The sequence below is a fragment of the Deinococcus carri genome (assembly GCF_039545055.1).
In the GTDB taxonomy this organism is placed as follows: Bacteria; Deinococcota; Deinococci; order Deinococcales; family Deinococcaceae; genus Deinococcus; species Deinococcus carri.
In genome coordinates this window covers 182,288-203,415 of record NZ_BAABRP010000005.1, presented here as the reverse complement: position 1 = coordinate 203,415, position 21,128 = coordinate 182,288, and the positions used below count along the sequence as shown (strand labels likewise).

General features: G+C 64.3%; 19 protein-coding genes. 7 read left to right on the top strand and 12 right to left on the bottom strand.

The features are described from left to right. Positions 1–116: 116 nt before the first annotated feature. The 11 genes from ABEA67_RS09300 to ABEA67_RS09250 all read right to left on the bottom strand — a co-directional run bounded on the left by ABEA67_RS09300 (position 117) and on the right by ABEA67_RS09250 (position 13,181). Positions 117–2,804, bottom strand: a complete 2,688-nt coding sequence (locus ABEA67_RS09300; protein ID WP_345464258.1) for a DEAD/DEAH box helicase — start codon at positions 2,802–2,804, stop codon at positions 117–119. After that, positions 2,801–4,393 (bottom strand): site-specific DNA-methyltransferase, encoded by a 1,593-nt coding sequence (locus ABEA67_RS09295; protein WP_345464255.1) that lies wholly within the window; start codon positions 4,391–4,393, stop codon positions 2,801–2,803. The genes ABEA67_RS09300 and ABEA67_RS09295 overlap by 4 nt, the downstream gene beginning before the upstream one ends. Positions 4,394–4,555: 162 nt before the next feature. After that, complete coding sequence (locus ABEA67_RS09290) at positions 4,556–4,717, bottom strand: hypothetical protein (protein ID WP_345464252.1); 162 nt, start codon at positions 4,715–4,717, stop codon at positions 4,556–4,558. 35 nt (positions 4,718–4,752) lie between these two features. After that, positions 4,753–5,037: a hypothetical protein gene (locus ABEA67_RS09285; protein ID WP_345464249.1), complete on the bottom strand. Its 285-nt coding sequence runs from the start codon at positions 5,035–5,037 to the stop codon at positions 4,753–4,755. A gap of 8 nt (positions 5,038–5,045) precedes the next feature. After that, a complete protein-coding gene (locus ABEA67_RS09280) occupies positions 5,046–5,315 on the bottom strand; it encodes a hypothetical protein (protein WP_345464247.1) in 270 nt (89 codons plus the stop codon). An 88-nt stretch (positions 5,316–5,403) separates the two neighbouring features. Then, on the bottom strand, positions 5,404–6,537 hold the full coding sequence (locus ABEA67_RS09275) for a DUF2726 domain-containing protein (RefSeq protein WP_345464244.1): 1,134 nt from the start codon (positions 6,535–6,537) through the stop codon (positions 5,404–5,406). A 3-nt stretch (positions 6,538–6,540) separates the two neighbouring features. Beyond that, entirely contained in the window at positions 6,541–7,224 is a 684-nt protein-coding gene (lexA, locus tag ABEA67_RS09270) for a transcriptional repressor LexA (protein WP_345464241.1), read from the bottom strand. Between the two features lie 108 nt (positions 7,225–7,332). Continuing rightward, positions 7,333–9,150 (bottom strand): TniQ family protein, encoded by a 1,818-nt coding sequence (locus ABEA67_RS09265; RefSeq protein ID WP_345464237.1) that lies wholly within the window; start codon positions 9,148–9,150, stop codon positions 7,333–7,335. A gap of 32 nt (positions 9,151–9,182) precedes the next feature. Beyond that, the gene (locus ABEA67_RS09260; protein WP_345464234.1) at positions 9,183–10,307 is read right to left on the bottom strand and encodes an ATP-binding protein; all 1,125 of its coding nucleotides are present in this window, start codon (positions 10,305–10,307) and stop codon (positions 9,183–9,185) included. Further along, positions 10,304–12,469: a hypothetical protein gene (locus tag ABEA67_RS09255; RefSeq protein ID WP_345464231.1), complete on the bottom strand. Its 2,166-nt coding sequence runs from the start codon at positions 12,467–12,469 to the stop codon at positions 10,304–10,306. The genes ABEA67_RS09260 and ABEA67_RS09255 overlap by 4 nt, the downstream gene beginning before the upstream one ends. 1 nt (position 12,470) lies before the next feature. Continuing rightward, entirely contained in the window at positions 12,471–13,181 is a 711-nt protein-coding gene (locus tag ABEA67_RS09250) for a TnsA-like heteromeric transposase endonuclease subunit (RefSeq protein ID WP_345464229.1), read from the bottom strand. 576 nt (positions 13,182–13,757) lie between these two features. On the opposite strand from ABEA67_RS09250, the gene ABEA67_RS09245 reads away from it, so the two are divergent. The 4 genes from ABEA67_RS09245 to ABEA67_RS09230 all read left to right on the top strand — a co-directional run bounded on the left by ABEA67_RS09245 (position 13,758) and on the right by ABEA67_RS09230 (position 15,602). Beyond that, positions 13,758–14,552: a hypothetical protein gene (locus ABEA67_RS09245; RefSeq protein WP_345464226.1), complete on the top strand. Its 795-nt coding sequence runs from the start codon at positions 13,758–13,760 to the stop codon at positions 14,550–14,552. Continuing rightward, positions 14,549–14,761: an AbrB/MazE/SpoVT family DNA-binding domain-containing protein gene (locus ABEA67_RS09240; RefSeq protein WP_345464223.1), complete on the top strand. Its 213-nt coding sequence runs from the start codon at positions 14,549–14,551 to the stop codon at positions 14,759–14,761. The genes ABEA67_RS09245 and ABEA67_RS09240 overlap by 4 nt, the downstream gene beginning before the upstream one ends. Further along, positions 14,758–15,069 (top strand): hypothetical protein, encoded by a 312-nt coding sequence (locus tag ABEA67_RS09235; RefSeq protein WP_345464220.1) that lies wholly within the window; start codon positions 14,758–14,760, stop codon positions 15,067–15,069. Before ABEA67_RS09240 ends, ABEA67_RS09235 begins: the two co-directional genes overlap by 4 nt. Before the next feature lie 101 nt (positions 15,070–15,170). Next, the gene (locus ABEA67_RS09230) at positions 15,171–15,602 is read left to right on the top strand and encodes a hypothetical protein (RefSeq protein WP_345464218.1); all 432 of its coding nucleotides are present in this window, start codon (positions 15,171–15,173) and stop codon (positions 15,600–15,602) included. A 10-nt stretch (positions 15,603–15,612) separates the two neighbouring features. On the opposite strand, the gene ABEA67_RS09225 is transcribed toward ABEA67_RS09230, so the two are convergent. Continuing rightward, positions 15,613–16,722 carry a GIY-YIG nuclease family protein gene (locus ABEA67_RS09225; RefSeq protein ID WP_345464215.1) on the bottom strand — a complete coding sequence of 370 codons (1,110 nt, stop codon included), beginning with the start codon at positions 16,720–16,722 and terminating at the stop codon, positions 15,613–15,615. Between the two features lie 350 nt (positions 16,723–17,072). Here ABEA67_RS09225 and ABEA67_RS09220 point away from each other — a divergent pair, with 350 nt between their 5' ends. The 3 genes from ABEA67_RS09220 to ABEA67_RS09210 are packed head-to-tail and all read left to right on the top strand — an operon-like array spanning position 17,073 to position 21,113. Next, positions 17,073–17,816, top strand: a complete 744-nt coding sequence (locus ABEA67_RS09220) for a TnsA-like heteromeric transposase endonuclease subunit (RefSeq protein ID WP_345464212.1) — start codon at positions 17,073–17,075, stop codon at positions 17,814–17,816. Positions 17,817–17,841: 25 nt separating this feature from the next. Next, positions 17,842–19,959: a hypothetical protein gene (locus ABEA67_RS09215; RefSeq protein ID WP_345464209.1), complete on the top strand. Its 2,118-nt coding sequence runs from the start codon at positions 17,842–17,844 to the stop codon at positions 19,957–19,959. Next, complete coding sequence (locus tag ABEA67_RS09210; protein WP_345464206.1) at positions 19,959–21,113, top strand: ATP-binding protein; 1,155 nt, start codon at positions 19,959–19,961, stop codon at positions 21,111–21,113. The genes ABEA67_RS09215 and ABEA67_RS09210 overlap by 1 nt, the downstream gene beginning before the upstream one ends. Positions 21,114–21,128: the final 15 nt, after the last annotated feature.

Sequence of the window (21,128 nt, the reverse complement as noted above, 5' to 3'; positions counted from 1 at the left end):
CACGTTCTGCGCTGGGCGAATTTTCGGCTGCACCAGAATCCCGTAGATTCGATGAATACCAGAGCGACGTCGGGGAAGTGGTCAAGAGGCTCTGGTGGCGGCAGGCGGGGGGGGTCTTACGCCAGCAGCAGTTCGCGCAGCCTGGGCAGGGCCTCCTTGAAGAGCATCAGGAACTTCACCTGCCCCCCGCCCCGGGCCTCCCAGAGCTTGCCGATGTCCTCCTTCTCGACTGTGTCCGGGTTGCCCCTGAGGTGATCACCCTTGTACTCGAGGGCGATCACGCGGCCGTCGTTCAGCTCGACCACGAAGTCTGGGTAGGCCTTGTCGGTCGAGGTCTGGAACCAGAAGGAATGCCGGGGCTGCCGGGCGATGTTGCGCACCCAGTGCCTCACCTCGGGCATGCCGTCCAGCGCGATGGCGACGGCCTCTTCTTCCTTGCCAGGTTCCAAGTCACCGGGCAGGCCGTAGTAGTGTCGGCTGAACTGGTGCGGGCCCTCGTAGAGCCGTGAAGCCGGGTACTGCACCCCATAAGAGAAGACCGCGTCCGCGCCGACTAGGACGTCCTCTGGGCGTTCGAACAGCAGCGCCTGGTGGTTGAGCTTTTTCGCCACCTTGCGGTAACCGTCCACCTTGGCCTTCACGGCGTCACGCAGCCGGAAGCGGTCGTAGGCCAGGTCTTCAAGCTTTGCCCCGCGCACTTCCGTTAGGAAGCGCACCAGGCGCCGCAGCCAGAGCGTGCTCGCCGTCGAAGTCACGTCCTCATGCCGAAAGCTCTGGTCGAGCCACACCACCAGATCCACCTCGCTTGCCACCGTGGTGTGGTCGAACTGCAGCCGCAACTCCTGCAGGGTGTCGACCCCATCGTCGCGGTGTTCCTCCACCTTGCCCTTCTCGGTGACGTCGATGATGCCGCTGGCCACCGGGCGAGGGGTCAGGGTGTACTCCTGCTCGGTCAACTCCGCCGGATGGTCCGTGAGCTTCCAGCCGCGGTCGATCAGCACGCTATCGTCGAACAGCACCGGTTGCGCCTCGCCCTGGAGGCGCACGGTCAACCAGGGCACCCGGAAGGGTACGCCGCGCTCGCTGGGCGGCGCCTCCAGGAAGCGGTGCACGCTCTCGAGGACCGCTTGGTCGTCGGTGTCCGCCGCGGCCGCCTGGAGTTGCTCGGTCTCCGCTTCATTGAGCGTCTTTGCGCGGATGGTGACGCGCCGCGTTGCCGGGTCGTAGTCCACCTTCTGGGCCAGGGCGCCGGTGAGCTTTGCTGGGTCAAGCCCGCCGGTGAGCACCACGCTGGGGTCGCCATCAAGCTCCTCCAGATTGGGCACGAAGATCGGCCCCAGGCTAGGTGTCTGCCCGGGTGCCCCTGGCTCTATCGCGGGCTCGTCAAAGAGGCCGCCGGCCTCCATGGCCCGCTTGCCCTCGTATTTCGAGAAGCCTCCCTGCACTAGGCCATCGCTAAGCTGGCGCAGCGTCTTGGCGAAGTTGTCGGAGGTCACCAGCACGTAGGCGAGGTTGAGGCTGCGCACCTGCTTGGGCTGCGCCTTAGGAAGACGCAGCACTCGGCCCACGAACTGCTCCACGGCGGTCTTGCTGCGCAGCTCGGCCACCGAGCACAGCACGTAGGCAAAGGGGCAGTCCCAGCCTTCGCGCAGCGCCTGCACCGTGATGACGTGGCGCACCGGACTGCCGGGGTCCATCAGGTCAATGCCGTCGAGCTCCTTGACGTTGCCAGTCGCGACCTTGATCTGCTCCTCGGGAACGCCGAAGCGGTTCACCAGCTCATGCCGCAGAAATTCCGGGGTCAGGGTGGCCTGTTGGGCATCGTTGGCCTGGGCCTGATAGAGGATGATCGGGCGGATCTGCTCGCTGGTGAGGCCGCGCTCGCGCGCCGCGTCCTGCTCGAGGCGGTCACGCAACTTCAGGGCCCGCCCGACGATGGTCTGCCAGGAGGGGTGGGTCTGCAAGCGCACCGGCAGCTTGATCATGCCCTCGGCCTTGAGCTGAAAGGCGCTGACCGTGTAGAAGACGTTGCTGCCGTACTCCTCCTTCTGCGGGTCATGCTTGAGGCTGGGCGTGGCCGTGAGCTCCAGAATGCACGACGGGCGGAAGCGCTCGAGCGTCTTGAAGGACAGCTTGGTGCCCGCGTTGTGCGCCTCGTCGACGATGACGAAGGGCCGGTGCAGCCGCAGGACGTTGGTCAATGAGTAGGCCACCGTCCCGTCCGCGCGCTGCAGTTCCTGCTGCTGCTCGCGGGGCAGGCCTCCGAAGTGGTGCATCAGGGCGCCGGCGCTCTCGTAGACCTTGCGGGTGCCCTCATTGTCCACCCGCAGGGCTGCCAGGGTGCTGACGATCACGGTGGTCGCCGAATCGAGCGTCGCCTTGGTCACCGAGAGCGCCTCGGCGAGGTCCAACACCTCCACCGGGCGTCCGCCCACCGCCGCCTCGAGGGCCTGGCGGTAGGGGTGCTGACGGTTGCGGAGCGCCCTCAGGGTCTGGGAGACGATCTGGTCGGTGGGGGCCAGCCAGACCACTGTCGTGTGGTCGAGCTGCAGGTACTCGGAGGCCGCGATCCCCACCGCCCGCGCGGCGACCAGCGTCTTGCCGCCCCCGGTGGGAATGCGGATGCAGCCGTAAGGGACGCCAGGCAGTCCCGGGGCCTCGACGTAGGTCAGGGCTGGCGCCTTGAAGTGCGCGCGGGTCTGGTGAAAGGCGTCCGCCGGGCTGCCTCCCGAGCGCGTGAGGCTGAGGAACATGGAGAAGGCGTCCAGAGCCTCCTGCTGATAGGTCTTGAGCTCGATGGTCATGCCTGCCTCACGGAGTAGGGAACCTGCTTGAAGGTGGCCCGGTGCTGACCCAGCAGCAGGTCATCGATGTGCTTGCCCTCGGCGTAGAGAACCCGCTTGCGCCCGCTTTTTCGCAGCCCGGCGAGGTGCTCGCGGCGAAGTTCTTCGCCCAGGAAGAGGTAGTAGTCGGTGTCCTCGTGGGTACCGACAAAGGGGGCCTCCATGCCAGCGTCGGCTGGAAGCGGCGTGCCCGTCTCTGTGAAGTAGACGTGGCGGGCGACGTCGAGGAACGTCATGGCCTCGCTGATGTTGCCGAACTCGTCGAACAGTTGTTCGCCAAGGGTGCAGAAGCGCAGACCAGCGCCCCCTTCCCAGTTGCAAGCCTCGGTGACCCCGGCCTCGTCCTCGCCAGACGTCACTTTGCGCAGCCGGGGAAGGATGTGATCCATCACTGACCGGGTCTCCTCGAGCATGATCCAGCGTCGTTCGAGCTTCTGCGCCGTCGCGCCCGTCGTCCCGGAACCGGCGAATGCATCCAGCACAAAATCGCCAGGCTTCGTGGTCATGTCTATGATGCGGGCGAGCAGTTCTTCTGGCTTGGGAGTGTCAAACGCGTTAACGCCCAGGCCTTCATATAGCTTGGTCTGGTGAGCTTTGGCCTGGCGCATGGTGGTTAAGTCCGCCCAGATCGTCGGGTGGGGGCGTTCCGGACTGGGCGGGGCATACTCTCTGGCGTAAGGGACCCATTTGAGCCCACCGTTCCCGTCGGGTCGCTGCTTCCAGATGAGTTCGCCGCGGTTGATCAGCTGGTCCACCGTGGCTTTGGCTTTCGCCCACCTGGCTTCGCGACCATCATCATGAACGGGGTAGACGTCAACTCCGTCTGGCCCAGGAATGGGGAAGAACATCGTTGGTCGGTCCTTGCGCAGACTGTTGCTGCCATTCTTCTTCAGGAGACGATCACGGCACCGACGGCCCTCCTCATCAATGAGGCTGTAAGCGTCCGCAATGGAGGCGTCTTGCTTGCGCTTGAACTTCACTCTTGTAATGTCCCGCGCATAGCAGAAGACATGTTCATGGTCGGGCGCGATTGAGACGTCGTTCGTATTTGGGCTGTCTACCTTGCGCCAGATGAAATCGGCAACAAAATTCCGTGCTCCAAAGATCTCGTCGAGGAGCAGTCTAAGGTGAGCCGATTCATTGTCGTCAATGGACACGAACAAGACACCCTCAGGCTTCAAAAATCGCTTCAGCAGTTGCAGACGTGGGTACATGAAGCACAGCCACTTGTCGTGTCGACTGAGGTCCTGGGCTTCGTTGCCCACCACCTTGCCAAGCCAAGCAGCCACTTCCGGGCTGTTGACGGCATCGTTGTAGATCCATTTCTCCTCGCCCGTGTTGTAGGGCGGGTCTATGTAGATGAGCTGAACCTCACCACCGTAATAGGGCAGCAGGGCACGCAGCGCCTGGAGGTTGTCGGCGTGAACCAGGAGGTTGCCACTGGCGGCATCGCCGATGCTCAGAGCGGGATCACAGCGCAGCGTTCGGTAGGGAATTTCATTGTGGTGGTTCAGGACGGCTTTTTTGCCGATCCAATCGAGGGTGGGCATCGCAACCAGAATAACGGGCACCCTCGGGCGGCGTTGCTCAATTTGGGAAGGAACGTACTCGAGCCTCACTCCGGCAAAAGAGCTGGGCAGCTCGGGATATCTCAGCCGCCCCGCTTCGCGTCTTTTTCTTCAGACGCCGCGCCCAGCACCGCGCTCTTCCAGCTACGCCAGCGTCGTCGGCAGGTCGCTTGCCCGACCCACGATGCGCTGCCGATAGCCGTCCTCGTTCACCTCGGCCAGCACTCGCAGTTCAGGCGACGCTGGTTCCACCGCCAGGCACTGCACCGCAATGGTCGGCTCCGGCGGAATGTTCTTCACGGTCATGTCCTTCCGGCGCACGCGCGCCAGCGGAGCGCGCCTCAGTCGTACTGTGAGAACGACACCCGGTGCCCACCCCCGACGTACTCCACGACCCGCTCGATCTGGTCGGAGCTAAAGTAACGCCGCAGCAGGCCGAGGGCCACTCCCTCGCGGATGGTCAGGGCACCTGCATGGAACAGCCAGGCGATGGGGTCGTGGCGGTAGAAGGTGTGCACGAAGACCTCCAGCGCCTCGTGTACACTCGCGGCTTCCAAAATCAGCACCTGCAGGAGCGCGCCCTCTTCGGTCGGCGCGTGGCGCAGCGAGAGGGTGTAGGTCTTCATGGCGCGGCTCATTCCAGGTTGTACGAACAGCTCAGGCTGAAGTTCAGATTCTCACTGGTCAGTGCCAGCGCTTCGAGCCCGTCTAGAGACGCCGCTGTGCACCAGTGCCGCAACGGCTCACGGGCCACACCCTGCCGAACCGTCGGCCAGAACGTCTGGGGCTGCTTCTCTCCACGGTAGAAGCTGTGCCAGAACAGCTCGAGCGCCTCGTCCTCGCTCCGGGCAGAGGTCACCAGCACCTGCACCAGCACACCCTCGCCGGTGGCGAAGTGGTTCAACGACAGTGTGTAGACCGTCCATTCGCCTGATGGAACGTCAGGTGGTTCAGGTGGTGCAGTGTCAGGCCGCATCTCTTCCTCCCGGAGTTCAGGTCGCGAAAAAGCTGCCGCCCGCTGCGGCCAGACGGCAGACCAGGCGGACCCGCGGATCCCCGGGGTTCCAGTCACCCTGCAGGATGTCGCGGGGGGACTCGCCGCGAAGGGTGTAGCGGGCCCGCTCGAACCACTGGCGGATCCCGTCATCGCTGTGGGTCACGCGCAGGTTCGTCACAATCCGCAGCAGCGTCGCCTGACGGGCTAGGCCGGCTGGCGAACAGGCCTCCCACCCCCCGAGCAGGGCGGTCAGCAGCTCATCGCCCAGCAGGGCGCGCAGCGCTTCCTGCTCGGGCTGAACGTCAGGCGTGGGGTGTCTTCCGGCATCGCCTTCCAGTGCCACGCGCAGCGCCATAGGGCAGGCCTCGCGAAAGTTGGGGTCGCGCAGGGCCCCCTGCAGCCGCCACCCCAGCAGGGCGCGCAACATGCCTTCACTGGGCGGCTGTGCCTCGCACGTCCACAGCCGCAGCAGCGGCAGCCCGGCCACCCTCAGAATCCGGTCCTTCCGCACGTCACGCTCCAGCTGCGGACTGCATTCATGCTGGGGGCCATCCAGTTCCAGAACCAGCAACGGCTGCTCGGTCTCGACATGTTCGACGACCAGGTCCACGTGAACGCTGGCGTTGGCCAGAAATGTCCGGTCCGCCTCGTCAAGCAGAGCATTCATGACCTGCACATCCAGCACCTGGCGCAGAGGCACCCGGGGCCGGACCACGTGGGGCGCAAAGACCTCGCGGCAGAGTGAGCGCAGCACCCGCTCCCCGGCATGCGGGGCCGGGCAACGCACTGTGTTGTCGCTTCTCAGCACCACCCGCGCCCCGACCGCCGAGTTCAGGTCGCGCTGCACCCGGGTCCGCAGCTCGTCGGGCAGCGCGCAGCGCCCGGGCAGCAGCTGCACCATTCCCGCGGCCGCAAGAGCCGAAAGCCGGGTCTGGAGTCCGCTCTCCGGGAGATCCAGGGCTCCCGCCAGCGTTCCCAGGTCGGCGTTGCCCCCCTTCGCCTCTAGCACCAGAAGGATGTGCCGGTCCCCGGGCACCAGCTCGGGGTAACGCACCACCGGGGAGGGCCTGGGCTTCGGGGGAACCAGGCGAAGGGGCTCGCGCGGCGGTGCGGTGAGCTGGGCGGTCATGGTCTACTCCCCGTTCCCGGTGCGCCGGCTACGCCCGGTACCGATGTGGCCCACCATGCAGCCCTGGATCAACACCTCTTCGACCTTGAAGGTCATGGGAGCGTAAGCGGGGTTCTCGCTGGCCAGCGTCACCGTGCCGTTGTTGCGGCTCCAGCGCTTCAGCGTGGCGGTGTTCTCATTGGGGAGGGTGACCAGCACGATCTCGCCACTCAGAGGTTCCTCCTGCTGGGGCCGGATAGCTACCAGATCTCCGGGATAGATGCCGATGCCCGTCATGCTGTCGCCGCGCACCTTCAACAGAAAGTCGCCCTCGTGCAGGTCCAGCACATCCTGAAGTCGAGTGGCGTAGGCCTCGATCTGCCCTTCGGCCAGCGTCGGCTGCCCGGCGGCGATTTCTCCGAGAATCGGGAAGCGCAGGTCGCGCCCGGGCAGTTCCGCCCCGGTCATCTGCCAGCCCTCCTCGCTCAACCGAATGACCCCGGTCTGCCGCTCCTCAGCCTCATAGCGCACCAGGCCCCTGTTCTGTAGGTCCACCAGGTAGACCCGCAGATTCTGGCGCTTCAGGCCCAGCGCCTCACCAATCCGCTTCGTCGTGATGGGCTCACCCAGGCGCTCCAGGCGCCCGATCTCCTGCAGGATCTCGCGCTGTCGCCTGGTCAATCGGGGCCTGGGCTCATCGGTCATCATGTCACCTGGAATGAGTATGCGAGACCGCCTTCGCGAATGCAAGCGGGGGCGGGGCAGGGTGGGTCAGGTTGGGAGAGTCAGGCGCCCTGTTCCAGTGGGCTTCGCCCTTCAGCTTTGCCAATTCTCCCCGGCGGCCAGGTCGGCGGCGAGGTCGTCCAGGCCGGACTGGACGTGCATGAGGTCCTCTTTCTCGAAGCGGCGATACATGTCGCGCTGCATCAGGTGATTTCTGCCCCGCAGCGCGGGCGAGAGCCGCCAGTCCCCCCCGGTGGCCTGCGCCCAGACATAGGCGGCCGCGAAGCGGTTCTTACCGCCGTGCTTGCCGGGCAGGCACTGCGTTGGGCCCGCAATGTCGCACCAGACGTCCCAGGGCACCTCGGAGAAGTCCTCGAGCCGGCGCCGCAGCGCCGCGTAGTCGGTGAGGTCTCCCCGCCCGTGCAGGGTCGCGGCCAGGGCGTGCAGCGCCCCCGCGAAGGCGTCTGCGCGCCCCAGGGCGTTCAGCACCCCCATCACCTTGTTCGCACTCCCCGTGCCACTTCCGCGCGGAAGGTCCAGCGCTTCGGCCGTCTGCACCCAGCTGTAGTCGGCGGTGAGCTTGACCAGCGCCATGCTCACCACCCGCCGCGCATAGTCCTCGCCGATACTGGACTCCGCCAGCAGCGGCGCGAAGCGCTCGCGGTACACGCCGAGCCACAGCAGCTGCGGCACGTGCTCGGCCCGGAAGCGGTACCCGCCGGGCGGCACGAGGCGCGAGCGGCTTCCCACCCGGATGTCAAAGCCCGCCCGGGGCGCGAGCACCGCGTCTAGGGCCTCGGCCAGCGGCCCCTCGAAGTGGAAGTCGGTACCCATCAGGCGCAGCTTGCGCTGCTTGACCGCCCGCGCCCGCTCCACCAGGGGCGCCAGGCGCTCGGCGAGCTCGCCCACGCTGCCAGCGGCCAGCAACTCCACCGCCGGGGTGAGCACGGCTGCCATCAGCGCCGCGGAGCGCTGGGTCCCCCGGTAGGCCGCGATCGTGGGGCCGCCGCGGCCCCCCTCCCGCTCGCGCCGGCTGATCCGCTGCTCCAGCCGCTGGTCGCGGTCCTCGACATAGGCCTCTACCTCGTCCAGCAAGAGCGGCGGCAGCTCCCCCAGGTCGCCCGCACGGGCCCCATACAGCAGCAGCGCCGCCACCGAGCGCAGGTGGCCCACGTATTCCAGCGCCGTGCGCTCGCGGCCCGCCACCCAGCCGCGGCCACGATCCAGCACGCCCAGGATGACGTGCTGGGCCGCCAACACCCGGGGGAAGGGGGTGAGGTCATGGGCGCGGGCCCGGGCCAGGTCGAAGCCGCAGGGCCGGGCGAGGCGTCCGGTCCTGCACTGGCCCACCGGGGGCGCATTCCAGCAGTGCCCCGGGCGCGGCACCTGGGAGGCGAACAGCGGGGTGCCCCCATGGCCCTGGCGGATGTGGCCGAACAGCTTGCCGCACGTCGGGCAGGTGTCGGCGTGCAGCACTCTGTGGTGCAGGCAGGCGAAGTGCAGCGGCAGGCGCCAGGAGACCTGCAGCGCCCGGGTCTGCGCCACGCAGCGCGGGCAGATCCAGCTGGTGTCGAAAAAGGCCCAGGAATCCAGCGCGGCCCGGCGCACACTGCCCGCGTTGTCAGGCTCGAGCCCCGCGAGGTCCAGCGCCACCCCGTGGTAGTGGGAGAGCAGCATGCCCCGGACCTGCGCCTCATCCAGCCGGGTGAGCCGGGCGAACTCGCGCAGGCGGGCGGGCTCCAGGTCGATGCCGTAGGCGGGGCCGATCTCCTCGACCCGCTCCGCGTCGATCAGGCCGGTGCGGAACAGGGCCGTGAGCAGGGGAATGGGAAGGGGCAGCCCGGCCGCCAGCGTCTCCAGGTAGGAGGGCAGGCTCTGCCCAGGCACAGGAATGGGACGGGACTGCAGCACCCGGCGCGAGGGTAGACCCGAAAGAGCCAGGCTCATGCGGCCTTCCCCTTCCGGGGGCTGCCGGTGTCCTGCGCCTGCTGACCCTGCAGGCGCTCGTAGTGGAACTGGGGGTTGCGGGGCAGCTTCGTCTGCTCCAGCAGCTTCTCGGTGATCGTCTCACCGTGCCCCACGGCCAGGTTGGCGGCCCGGCGCACCAGGCCGACGACGTCCCCGATCCCGCCGTGCGAGCGGCGGAAGAGGTAGTCGCCCAATGCGGTCAGGGTGCCGGGTTCCAGGCGCTCCAGCACCAGCCGGCGCTCCAGGACCTCGAGCATGCTCAGCCAGGCCAGGCTGCGGTTCTCAAAGCGGTGGACCTTGCAGTGCAGGAATCGGCCCCCGGTCTGGGCCTGGTCACCGGAGAGCAGGGCCCCCTCGTCGAAGAGCCCGGAGTTCTCGAGGTGGATGCCCGCGTACACGAAGGTGACGTCCAGGATGTTCGCCAGGTGCTTGAGGTGATTGTTGGCCACCAGGGCCGCCTCTTCCTGGAATTTGTTCTTGCTGCGCAGCTGCAGGTAGTGCAGGTCGTCGACGATGATCACCTGGGTGCCGTGATCCTCCACCGCCTGGGTGATGGCGACGTTGAGGTCATCGGTGGAGACCCGGCGCAAGCTGTCGGGCAGGAGCAGGTTGTAGAAGCGCGCGATGGTGAGGTTCAGCGTCTTCGGGGTCGCCCGGGCCGGCAGGGTGATGTAGACCACCGGCACTGCGAGGTGCACCATCTGCGGATCGACGACGGGATGCTCGCGCAGCAGGCGCCGCTCGAAGCTCTTGCCCAGCTCCGCGACGATGGTGGTCTTGCCCAGCGTCGCGTCCCCGTCGACGGCCCCGCCGGGCTTGGCGCCGAAGCCCGCGTCGAGATTCTCCCACAACTGGAAGCCGATCTGCTTGTGAATTTCGCGCACATCGGGCGTCTCCAGCGGGTCGAAGCGGCGGTGGTAGACCCGGCGCGCCTCGTCGTAGGTCTCGCGGTCCGAGGGGGTCCACAACGCCTTCTGGCGCTCATCCGCCAGCTCGGGGCGCGGGGGTTCTTCCAGCGCAACGTAGTGCCGCCACGACTCGATGGTGGTGTAACGGCGGCGAACCGGGCTCAGGCCCTGGTACTGCACGGAGCGGCTCATGTGGGGTCCTCCTCGAGGTCGAAGGCGGCCATCCAATCGTCACTGATGCGGTCGAGCGACCGGTAGTTCCGCACGGCGGGGGGAACGGCCGGCGCGGCGGGCGGCGGGGGTGGGGTCTGGATGGGCTCTTGCGGGAGCACGGTCTCCCGGTCGCGCTCGGATTGCAGCAGGGCACGCTCCTCGGCGAGCTGCCGGCGGCGCTGCTTGAAAGTCCGGGTCTCCTGGCGAATGCCCCGCACCAGGCTGTCCAGCGCCCGGCTGGCCTCTTCCGGGTCATGCAGGCGGCCTCCCTGCTTCAGGGCGATCAGGCGCGCCCGGCGCAGCAGCTCGCTGCTGAAGGGAGCATCGGGGTAGGCGGAATCGCGGCGGGTGAGGCGGTGCCAGGCCAGCGTCCGCGGGTGCTGCCAGTAGAGGTAGCGCAGGTCGCGGGGGTCGCGCTTGAAGGGCCACTTGCCCCTGAGGTGGCCGTAGTCGCTGGGAAGGTCGCGGAATTCGTTCAGCGCCTCGTGGTCGTACAGCAGGCCCCTGTATTCGATGCCGTAGGTGTTGATCTTGCGGTCGATGGTCTCCAGCAGCTGGTAGTAGATGTCCTGGCCCAGCGGCACGGTCACCAGGCCAGCCTTGCTGATCCCGAGGTCGAACATGTCGTTGGGGCTGAGGTCGGCACCCGGGACGCTGGCCGACCGCAGTTCAGAGTGAATCTGGCGGTGATAGACCGTGGCGATCCATTCGCCGAGGCGCGACTCGATCTCGTGCACGAAGTGCGTGGCCTCCTCCTCGCGCTTTTCGCCGCGTTCATGGGCGGCGTAGCTCAGGTAGCTGCCCAGGTGCTGGGCGAAGCCGCGCTCCATGGTGCCGAACCAGCGCTCGAGCTGGCTCTTGTCGGTGGGGGTGTAGGGCCGGGCCTGCAGGATGCTGACGTTCAGCAGGCGGCAGCCGTTGGTGAAGGGCGCGGAGACGAAGATCCTGCCGTTGTCGACCACCACCGCGTGGGGCGTGACGCTGGGAATCCCGGCGAGGGCGGTGTCTTCGGGCAGACCATGCGCGCGCAGGACCACGTGCCGGGGCACCCCGACGTAGGGATAGGCCGCCGCCTCGGGCCAGCCGGGCAGCATGCGCTTCGGGGTGATGATGTCGTAGAGGCTGAAGACAAGGTCGATGCCCTTCGGGTCGTCGGGCAGCAGGCGGAACGAGAGGATGCAGCGGCTGTAGAGGTCCATCGCGGCGACGAGCTGGTAGCGCCGCGACGTCAGGGTCAGGGGATCAATGGCCAGGAAGTCGCCCAGCGTGACATCGATCAGGACGTACTCGCCGGGAAAGGTGGCGACCAGGGTGAGGTAGACCCCCTGGGGCCTGCGCCCATGGCTGCGCCGGGTGCTCGCGGTATTCTCCAGCCGGCGGGCCTTGCCCAGGCGCTTGATCAGGCGCTGGAGACTGCGCGGACCCTGCACCGGGACGTTCTTCCCGTGCTGGTCCTCCACACTGAGCCGCACGTGCAGCGCGAGGTTCTTGAGGCTGCGGCTGGACGCGCTGACCTGGCGGTGAATCTCGCGCTGGGCGGCCTTCACGACCGCCGGGTGGTGGCGGCCGTGGCCTTCCCGGCGCCGCAGCACCCGCCGGTCGATCAGGGCGATCAACCCGACCTTCTGGTACTCGCGGTAGAGCTTGCGCAAGCGCTCCATCTCGGAAAGAACAGGGTCGGGTTCCGCCCGTGCGTTCAGGCGGCGCTTTTTCTCCAGACCCGGGGGACGGGCTGCGACCAGTTCGCACGCCTTGTTCTGCAGGCGCTGCTGCAGCGGCACCAGGCCCGGGTGGTAGGCGTCGCGGGGTTCCCCGGGCGCCGCGGTGGCGGCCTCCCCGCTGCGGTAACCCGTGCGGTACTCGAGCAGGTGGGCTTCCAGCTCGAGGGCGGCGGCGACGATGGGCTCCGGGTAGGTGTCGAGGATGACGGCGCGGGGGTCGAAGCGGCGCATCTCACGCTCGCTCAGGATCGGGAAAAAGGTGGGGTCTTGCAGCACCTCCAGGGTCTCGAAGGGGGTCTCGCGCCCCAGGGCGTCGCGTAGCGTGACGTGGGTGCCGGTCAGTCCGCTGACGGTCCAGGAGTCGCCGCGCAGGTGGAGCCGGGTGCCGGGCCGGAACTCGAAGGCATAGGGGCTGGCCATGTCACGCCAGCCGCACCGGGGTGAAGTCGTCCAGCAGCACTTCCAGGTCAGCGAGCACCTCGCGGCGCCACATCAGGTGGAACAGCACGGGGCGCACCAGGCACTCGGGGTCCAGGGCGCCCACCAGCTCTCCGATGGTGCGGGGACTGTCTTGCAGGAGCGCCCGCAGCAGGGGCGCATAGACCTCATGCTCGAAGGGGGGACGGTGGTGGGCGCTGAGCCAGCGCAGGTTGTGCAGGAAGGGGCGCGAGGGCTCGGTCCAGACGGCGTAGTTCCAGCTGAGCCGGTCGCACGCCTCGCGGGTGGCCGCGAAGGCGCACGCGGTGTCGGGTCGGTCGACAAAGGCCTTGGGCTTGATGTCGAGGACCAGCGGCCCCTGGCGCCGCCGCTCGACCAGGAAGTCGGGCACGTGGCCGACCACCTTGCCCTCCACCTCCCAGGTGAGCAGGAAGGGCTGGGCAGCGACCCGCACGGTGGCGGGGTCGTGGTCGAGCCGGGTGAGGGCGAACTGCTCGAGCCTCGACTCGAAGGGGACGTGCTGGCCGCTGCGGGCGAGGTAGGCCAGCCCGGTGAGGTGGCGCTGGCCCGGGTAATTCTGGGACTCACGCCAGGGGGCGAGGGACGCGACGGGCGTGTGCAAGAGCGCCGTGAGGGGCGCGTCCGGCAACACGGACCCGTCGCTGCGCTGAAGCGCAACGCGGTAGGATGGCATCTGGCTTCTCCGTTCCGAGGGCCATGAAAGCGCCGGGGCTGCCGCCGAAATCGGATCCCGGCGCCTCTCATGTCACATGAAATGATTTTGCCCTCAGCAGAATCGTAGGCCGCAAGTTGAAAGAGCGCAAGCCCCGCTGCAGACAACGGGGTACACCGGAACTCAATCTAGATGCTGGACCAGGGAGGCCGTTACGCGAAGACATCGGCTTTTGTGGGTATCTAGATGGCACAACAAGAGAAGACCTGCCTGAAGAATGGAAAAAGAACGGGTTCCACTCTGGGCTTGCGAAGCGTTACGCTGGTCGCAGGCCAGGGTGGAGTCCCGTCCCCCGTGAGAAGGCGACAGTACAGGGTGCAGGTCAGCGCAGCAAGGCGGACGGCCGCCAGGAGCGCAGGTCAGCGCAACGCGCCCTTTCTGGACCTCTCCCTGGCCAGGGAGGGGTGGGCCAGGCGGCCACCAGAAAAAGGCGCGGAGGACAGTAAGATGCAGGCTGCGCTCTATTTGCGCAGTCGCCCCTGATAGAACCTGCGTGACGCAGGTGGGCAGGGAGACAACATGGGCAGTAGACCGCGATTGACGTCGACGGTGGCGCTGAGTGTGCACCTGGGTGACGGCGAGGAAGACGGCTGGGCGTGGCTGCAGGACGTCGAGGAAGTCCTGCGGCGGCTGAGGCGCGGAGAGGTGCGCTGTAATGAGGATCGCCTCCCCCGCGCAGAGGCGCAGCGGCTGGTGAGCAGCGTCTCAGCGCTGCTGCGGGAACGGCTGGAACAGGACTTCGGTCCTGAACCGGTGGATGGGCCTTGCTGGGAATGGGCGCCGGTGGTTAGCAGCGCAGCGCTGCGAGTCTTGCGGGGCAGCGGTGGTCAACCGCACCTTCAGGGCACGGCGACAAAGCTGCTGCTGCTGGCCACTGCAGAGGCGGGCCTGCCCTTCGTGTGTCCAGGAGAGGCCGCATGGCTGAAGCTGTATTTCGAACCCCTGCAGGACGAGGGGAGTATGACGCGGGCGCGCTGGCTGGAGAACGGCGTCTCCATCAACCGGCCCTTTGACTCGCTGAAGGACCGTTGCCCGGATCATGTGGTGCGCCTGGACAGGTATGCCAGCTCGGAGAAAAGAGGAGCGGCCCGGGCCTATGGGCTGACGCGTTCTGGCCGGGAGGCCTTCCGAAGCGAGCTGGTGAAGCTGGGGCTGGACGAGGCTCTGCTGGAAAGCATGATGACCTCTTTGCAGGCGGGAGTTCGCGTGTCCGAAGAATACCCACAGGCCTTGATGGTCGATCCTGATGCGGAGCTTGAGCGGCAGATGGCGAAGCCATCAGCGCAGAGCGAGAACCGTGCGGCGCGGCGTTCGGGACAGGTGAGCGCATGACGCACCGCATGAAGGTGATTCGTAGCGGCAGTGGGCTCTTCGCGTACTTACCAGCAGCGCTGGTGAAGGAGATGGGCATCAGGGAGGGCGACGCGTTCATGGGCACAGCTCAGGGGGAGCGGTTGGTGGCTGTCCTGCGGACGCTGAACGCAGAGGCGTTGATTGCGGCACTGACCGAGCACAATCAGCATGCCGAGGACGGCGAATGACAACTCTCCTCCCTGAATTCAAGCCGGGCGATGTGGTGGAGAATGTCGCTTCTGGCAAAAGAGGCATGGTGCTGACAAATCAGCAGTACAACGCCGGGAGCCTGGCCGTATTACTGGCTGCAGTCACCTGGGATCCACGCGGCAATCCTTTTGAAGTGCCGCTGCAGATGCCCCAGATCGGTATGGCGGTGCTGGCCGATGTGGTGGAGCGTTGTCCCCGGGCGCACCTTCGTGTGCTGGGAACCGTGGCGCCTGAAGTGCTGTGGGAGGTACTGCTGAAGCACAAGGCAGTGGTCACGCAAATCTGAGGGCTAGGCACGGGGGCGCTGCTAATTCGGCAATGCCCCCCGTGCTTAGCCCTTCCACATGTGCAGTTCGCCCTTGCGGAGCGCGCCCTATGCTGCATGACATGCACGTCAGTGACCACACACCCGAATACCTGTATCGCATTGAAGTTCGCAAAGGCCAGGGGCAATGGCTAGGCTGGTTCCGCGGAGGTATCATCGACTTGATTGAAGGCAATGTCGATAACACTGCTCTCGAGGAGTTGACCGACGAGCTATTCACACTCGGGAGCAGAATTGTTCATCCAGAAGGCCTTAATGCAGACGTACGCTTCTGGTATACTGAGGCAGGCTACGAACAAAATAAGAGGGTCGTCGACCTACTGCAGCAGGCATTGGCCATGAATACCGAGGGTGCCCATTACGAGGTGCAGGTGCGCCGCCAGCCACGCCTTCACGGATGGCTGAGCGCGGACGATCTACAAGTCGCTTACCCGCACGACTTCGATAATCAGGGTACTGATGAAGTAATAAGGGGGCCGATCTGCATACCTTAAAGGCATGATATTACAACTGTTGGTCCAGCACGGCCATCAACACGTCCCGCTGAGCGAGTGGAACCCACCGCTCTTCAAGGTGCTGCGCCAATTCCCGCTTCAGCTGCCTGCGTAGGCTGGGATCAGGAGGCGCCATCTGGCCCCTCTTTATCTGAGATGCCCAGGTGACCAGGATGCGCCAAGCCGTACGGCCGTCCTCGCGCCGGAACGCGCCAGCGTCCAGAGGACTGCAGACCTCATCCAACTCGCCATTTGCCCTCGCAAGGGCCTCAACCAGACCCACACCGAACACGGTTAGATGCGCCTGCGCCTGATGGATCTGCGCTGCCTCGGGGCGGCTCGTTGCGAGTTCCAACTGGGCGAGTCGTCCATGGGCGAGCCAGTCCCCCTGCGCGGCGGCCGCCTTCAGCCATGTACGCGCAGCTGGCGCTGGCCGGCACAATAACCACGCGGGCAACAATAGGGGCGATTCGCCTGGACCCACCCGCACATTAGGCGCAGTCACATCCATCCATGCGCCGCGCGCGTAATGCTCGCCCAGCAGTCGGAGAGCAGGCACGAAGGGTGCCTCACTCACCAACTCTGGGGGCAGCAGCATGCCGCCAGCGCGGCGCAAGAAAGCCTCCCCACGGCGGGGGAAGAGCGGCAGCAACTGACAGCCCTCCATGTAGGAGTCCAGACCCGCAGGCGGCCTATCCCAGAACCCCACACCCTGGCGGTAGTGCACAGTGACGCTTTTTCGCGCACGAAGCTTACGCTGCGGCAGCGGTTGACGCTGCTCAGCCTTGAAGACTGCTAAGCGAAGGGCCGCTTGCACACGCGCCGGACGTGGCACCCAGAACAGCTCCTTACCGGGCAGGTAGCGGTACTCGCGCAGCAGGTGGTGCGCCCAGCGTTCTGCCGCCTTGCAGTCGGGGGACCAGCGTGCCTCCACCAACTGATATCCGCCAGGACTGCCTGTGGGGTCATTAAGCTCACGTGCCCGGCGCTTTAGGGCATCCGTTGCTTCCGGATGCGACGCAGCGGTCAGGCCGATCTTGTACAGGCCTTCGCGCAGGGCCGGGCTGCGCATCACATACACGAAGCCCGGCGTACGTGGGACGAGGGTGGTGTCCTCCACCCGCGCATGCTAAGGGATCGTGCGCCTCTGAGGCCTCCAGCTATACGCATACTCTCCCTTAGACCCTTGCACGCCCTCTAAAAGCCTGTGCTGGAGCGGATAGAAAAAATGGGAAAATACAGCATCGTTATGCAGGACGTATGCAATTTTCCCACAGCAAGAAGAGTGCGCTGTCATCGCAGCGCAGTGGGAAAGTAAATTGTCCGCCGACATATATGACAACTTGAAGGACCAGTTGGCAATCAGTTGGCGAAAGAGTAAAGTCAATCTGACCACACCTGGAGCGGCGGCGCCCCGATGAGGGCGCCGCCGCTTCCTCCCCATCTGGCACGACCCTGCGTGAGGTGCCGATGTACAGCAACTTCCAGGTCGACTTCCTGACGAAAGCCAAAACATCCTCGACGGGGGTGGGTCTGCTCGAAGTCTCGACCCTGCCGTTCGAGACCTGTCAGCCCGTACGGCGTCCCCGGGCCTACCACGGGCAGCGACATTTTCCCAATCTCTATTTCTTCGAGAAGATGTCAAAGCTCATTCTCTGCGAGAGTCGGAATGAGCGAGCCGCAGTCATGCTCCTCGACTTCAACCCCATCATTGACGTCGTTGCAACACAACCCTTCAGATTACATTATAAACTCAAACAACGGTCCTATGTACATTATCCTGACATATACACAAGAGATAGGTACGGAAGGGTATGCATTATAGATGTCAAGGCACTCGATTTCGTCGACGATGCGGATTTCCAGCGGCAGGCGGAGGCGACGAAAATCGCATGTGATCAGATCGGTTGGGGTTACGAAATACAAACCGAACCTCATCCGACCTTCTTCTCAAACGTTTCTTGGCTCTCAGGCTACAGGAGCCTCCGTGAAGAGAAGGCAGGCTACGCCGATTCCCTTGTCGACAACGCTCATCTTACGGAACACTCCATCGGCTCCCTCATAAGGAGTGTCGACGGCCCTGCCTATCTGGTACGACCGATCCTCTTCTGGCTCCTTTGGAGACAAGTTCTCAACGTAGATCTGTATCTACCGATGACTGACAGTACACCAATTCTGACCGAAGCGCGGGGTGGTCACTCTGCCGAACGCTAGTCGTATATCCATCGGCTGCAAGCTCATGTTCGACGGTGAGGTCTATACGGTAGTGGGTTTCGCCGGCGCGACTATTCGACTCAGATCGGTTCACGACAGGATTTCAATCGCCTCCCTGAGTGACGTAGTGGCAACCGGCGACTTCAAGATTCTCGATGGTGAAGATGAGGGCGAAAGTAACGATTCTTTCGTCTCTCTCGACATTACCGCCGAACAGCGCCAGGCAGCTACGACTCGCCTGGCTCATCTGCGGGAAGCCATAACCGGCTTCCGGTCCGGCTACGCCGAGCTGGCGCTGCCCGGAGAGCCACGCGACGAGTACAACCCAGGATTGGTAGGGCTCACCAGCCGAATGAGAAACAAGGCCGAAGAGCTGGAGATAGGTCTGAGAACGTTATATAGGGACAAAGCGAATTATGACAAGCTCGGTTTCATAGGTCTGGTAGATCGAAGGCAGATACGACCTGTGAATCCGACGGGCCGGGCCGATCATCGACTCGTCGCCGCGATAGACCAGGTGATTCAAGATCAAAAGGACAAGACCAATGTCGGCTACGGAAAATTGCGGCGTGACATTGTAAAGCTACTGGGTAGAGAACATGGAGAGGGTGAGGTCAAGATTCCGAGCATCCCCACCCTCAACAAGTTGATCACGGAACGCTCACGTGGGAAGTACCTGAACCACTCGTCGAAAACCCGGCGGGGCGCCGCCAGCAAACCATCCACGCCATACCGTCGCTTCGAGGCCCAACGTCCCGGCGAGTACGTCATGATCGACAGCACTCCACTGGATGCCTTCGGAATGGATCCCATCTCCCTGGAATGGATTCCGCTCCAGCTGGTCCTGGCCGTCGATGTCTACAGCCGATCGATCCTCGCCTGGAGGATCGTACATCGGGACAAGCAGGTTGACGCCGCGTTGATGTTGTACGACATCATTCGACCGAAACGCTTTCACCCCCACATTCCAGAAAGCTCGCGCTGGAGTCGGACGTACGTCGGCGTGCCGGAGAACATCGTCGTCAATCTATCGGAAACGGACCTCCCGGAGGGCGTGATGGCGGTTCCCGTGATTCGACCGGAGAACGTCATCGTCGACAGAGGAAAAATATATATGTCGGCCGTGTTCGAACGCGCATGCGTGATTCTAGGCATCAACGTTCAGCCTGCCCGCCCGCGAACCGGGTCCGACAAATCTTACGTCGAGCGTATGTTCAATACGATCGGCAGCATGTTCCTGCAGTACGTACCAGGCTACAAAGGGCCGAACGTGTGGTCACGGGGCACACCCGAACAGGTCGAGGAAGAGGCTTTCAGTTTCGTCGACGAACTCGAAGTCTATTTCGCCGACTGGGTCTGCTCGTTCTGGCAGAAAAGGTGGCATCCTGGCCTATGGGAGGAGATCGCACCGGGTTTGAAGTTGACCCCCAACGAGCGTTACGAAGAGGGGATCACGCGGGCGGGTTTCGTCTACGTACCCAGAAACGTCAATCTCTACTACGAGCTACTTCCTGTCGCCTGGGTAACGGTGGACGACGCCGGACTGCGATTCAAGAACATGCTGTACGACGGTCCAGTGCTGGATCCCTGTCGTCACCGGACTTCCCCGTACGGCGGGGAACATGAGGGAAAGTGGCCCGTCAGCTGCGACCCACGTGACCTGTCCAGGCTCTTCTTCTACGATCTCGACAGTCGGTCGTGGCAGCCGGTACGCCGCGTCCATACCATGAACCCCGACAGACCGTTCAACGACGTGACGCTCGGCTTCGTCAAGTCGCTGATCTTGAGCAGGGGCGGCGAAAACTTGAAGCCTACCCGCGAGCAGGTTTCCAGAGCACTCGATGCGGTGCTGGACAGAATGGACGACGCCGTGCTGGAAAAGCGCAGTGAGCGGCGCCTGGCCGCCCGACGGCTGGAGGAGGCCCGTCAGGCTGCACGCGATCGCACAGGCGGCAACATGACGGGGACGAGTCTCGCCGCAACCCTGACAAGGATGGGAGAGTCGGATTTTCTTCCTGCTCCGACCTCGGCGCCTCCCCGGTTCGTGGACGGGGGCTCCCCGATGCAGTTGCTTGACGATGCCCTCCGAGATCACACGATATCGGGCGACAACTACAACCCCGACGTTTGGGAGGACGAGTGATGGAAGAGCAACAGGAACAGGCAGATTCGGCAGCGTTACCGGACGCTCCTCTCACCTTCGACACCTGGGAGGAATGGGAGGCCTTCGTAAGTCAGAAGCCTGTGGAGAAGCCCTCAAAGGTTTCCCGCACCCAGATGAGTGCCATGACCTTCGATCAAAGGAAACTTTACAATCAAAGTCGGGTGGACTATCACAACAGCTTCGGCCCCATCCTCACGCCCGACATGAGGAGAGTTCACGAAATCCTGCTGCCACTCATCCGAGCGAACCTCCTCGCTCAACCGGGTGCCCGCCGCGGCGCCGTCATCGACGGTGAAGGGACCGTAGGCAAGACGACCATCCTCGCCAACCTCGGCAAGCAGTACGAACTGGAGATGCGGGAGAGGTATACCACAGGCAGGACGCGTCAGAACGACGTGTACAAGCCCGTCGCCTACGTGACCCTGCGTGGAGCCACCACCATCAAGGGGCTCAGCACCAAACTCGCGAAGTTCTATAACACTCCCTACCCGAAGGGTGCGGACGCCGACGAAATTACAGATCTAGTCGTCAACAATGCCAAACGTTGTGCGACGACACTTCTATTCATCGACGACATACATTATTTGAAACCAGGCAACAAGACCTCACAGGACGTCAACAACCACATCAAGGACTTCGCCAACAGCATAGCCGCCACGATCGTCGTCGCCGGGATCGATGTCAAGAACAACAAGTTTTTCACGGAGGGGTTGGGAGAGACGCCCGAGAACTCCAGAAAGTCGCAGACTCGGCGCAGATTTACGCTTCTGGAAGTGGGCAGCTTCAAATACGATGAAGAGGTCGCCTATAGGATTACACAAGGGAGTGATGGAGAGACTCCAAGGGTAGTCACGAACAAAGACGTGTGGATGGACCTTCTGAAACTGTTGGAGAGCAATCTTGTGCTCGGGAGAAGATCCGAGAACACACTGTTGGAATTAGATCAGTATTTGTGGAGCAGAACCGGCGGCTTCATTTCAGCCTTGTGTCATCTGGTGAGGCGGGGTGCGAATATGGCTATTGAAAACGGCAGTGAAAGAATAACAAAGAGTATACTAGAGACGATTCTACTGGACCAGGGCGCCGAGGAGGATTATATCGTGAGATCCCGAACGTCTTCGGGATTAAAATAGAGCCGATAGGGGCAA

What these genes read in the sequence shown, in the direction of transcription:
- ABEA67_RS09235 (WP_345464220.1), top strand. Translation starts at nt 14,758, where the DNA reads ATGACAACTCTCCTCCCTGAATTCAAGCCGGGCGATGTGGTGGAGAAT.
- ABEA67_RS09290 (WP_345464252.1), bottom strand. Translation starts at nt 4,717, where the DNA reads ATGACCGTGAAGAACATTCCGCCGGAGCCGACCATTGCGGTGCAGTGC.
- ABEA67_RS09230 (WP_345464218.1), top strand. Translation starts at nt 15,171, where the DNA reads ATGCACGTCAGTGACCACACACCCGAATACCTGTATCGCATTGAAGTT.
- ABEA67_RS09285 (WP_345464249.1), bottom strand. Translation starts at nt 5,037, where the DNA reads ATGAAGACCTACACCCTCTCGCTGCGCCACGCGCCGACCGAAGAGGGC.
- ABEA67_RS09250 (WP_345464229.1), bottom strand. Translation starts at nt 13,181, where the DNA reads ATGCCATCCTACCGCGTTGCGCTTCAGCGCAGCGACGGGTCCGTGTTG.
- ABEA67_RS09300 (WP_345464258.1), bottom strand. Translation starts at nt 2,804, where the DNA reads ATGACCATCGAGCTCAAGACCTATCAGCAGGAGGCTCTGGACGCCTTC.
- ABEA67_RS09275 (WP_345464244.1), bottom strand. Translation starts at nt 6,537, where the DNA reads ATGACCGCCCAGCTCACCGCACCGCCGCGCGAGCCCCTTCGCCTGGTT.
- ABEA67_RS09295 (WP_345464255.1), bottom strand. Translation starts at nt 4,393, where the DNA reads ATGCCCACCCTCGATTGGATCGGCAAAAAAGCCGTCCTGAACCACCAC.
- lexA (WP_345464241.1), bottom strand. Translation starts at nt 7,224, where the DNA reads ATGATGACCGATGAGCCCAGGCCCCGATTGACCAGGCGACAGCGCGAG.
- ABEA67_RS09240 (WP_345464223.1), top strand. Translation starts at nt 14,549, where the DNA reads ATGACGCACCGCATGAAGGTGATTCGTAGCGGCAGTGGGCTCTTCGCG.
- ABEA67_RS09210 (WP_345464206.1), top strand. Translation starts at nt 19,959, where the DNA reads ATGGAAGAGCAACAGGAACAGGCAGATTCGGCAGCGTTACCGGACGCT.
- ABEA67_RS09260 (WP_345464234.1), bottom strand. Translation starts at nt 10,307, where the DNA reads ATGAGCCGCTCCGTGCAGTACCAGGGCCTGAGCCCGGTTCGCCGCCGT.
- ABEA67_RS09220 (WP_345464212.1), top strand. Translation starts at nt 17,073, where the DNA reads ATGTACAGCAACTTCCAGGTCGACTTCCTGACGAAAGCCAAAACATCC.
- ABEA67_RS09255 (WP_345464231.1), bottom strand. Translation starts at nt 12,469, where the DNA reads ATGGCCAGCCCCTATGCCTTCGAGTTCCGGCCCGGCACCCGGCTCCAC.
- ABEA67_RS09215 (WP_345464209.1), top strand. Translation starts at nt 17,842, where the DNA reads ATGTTCGACGGTGAGGTCTATACGGTAGTGGGTTTCGCCGGCGCGACT.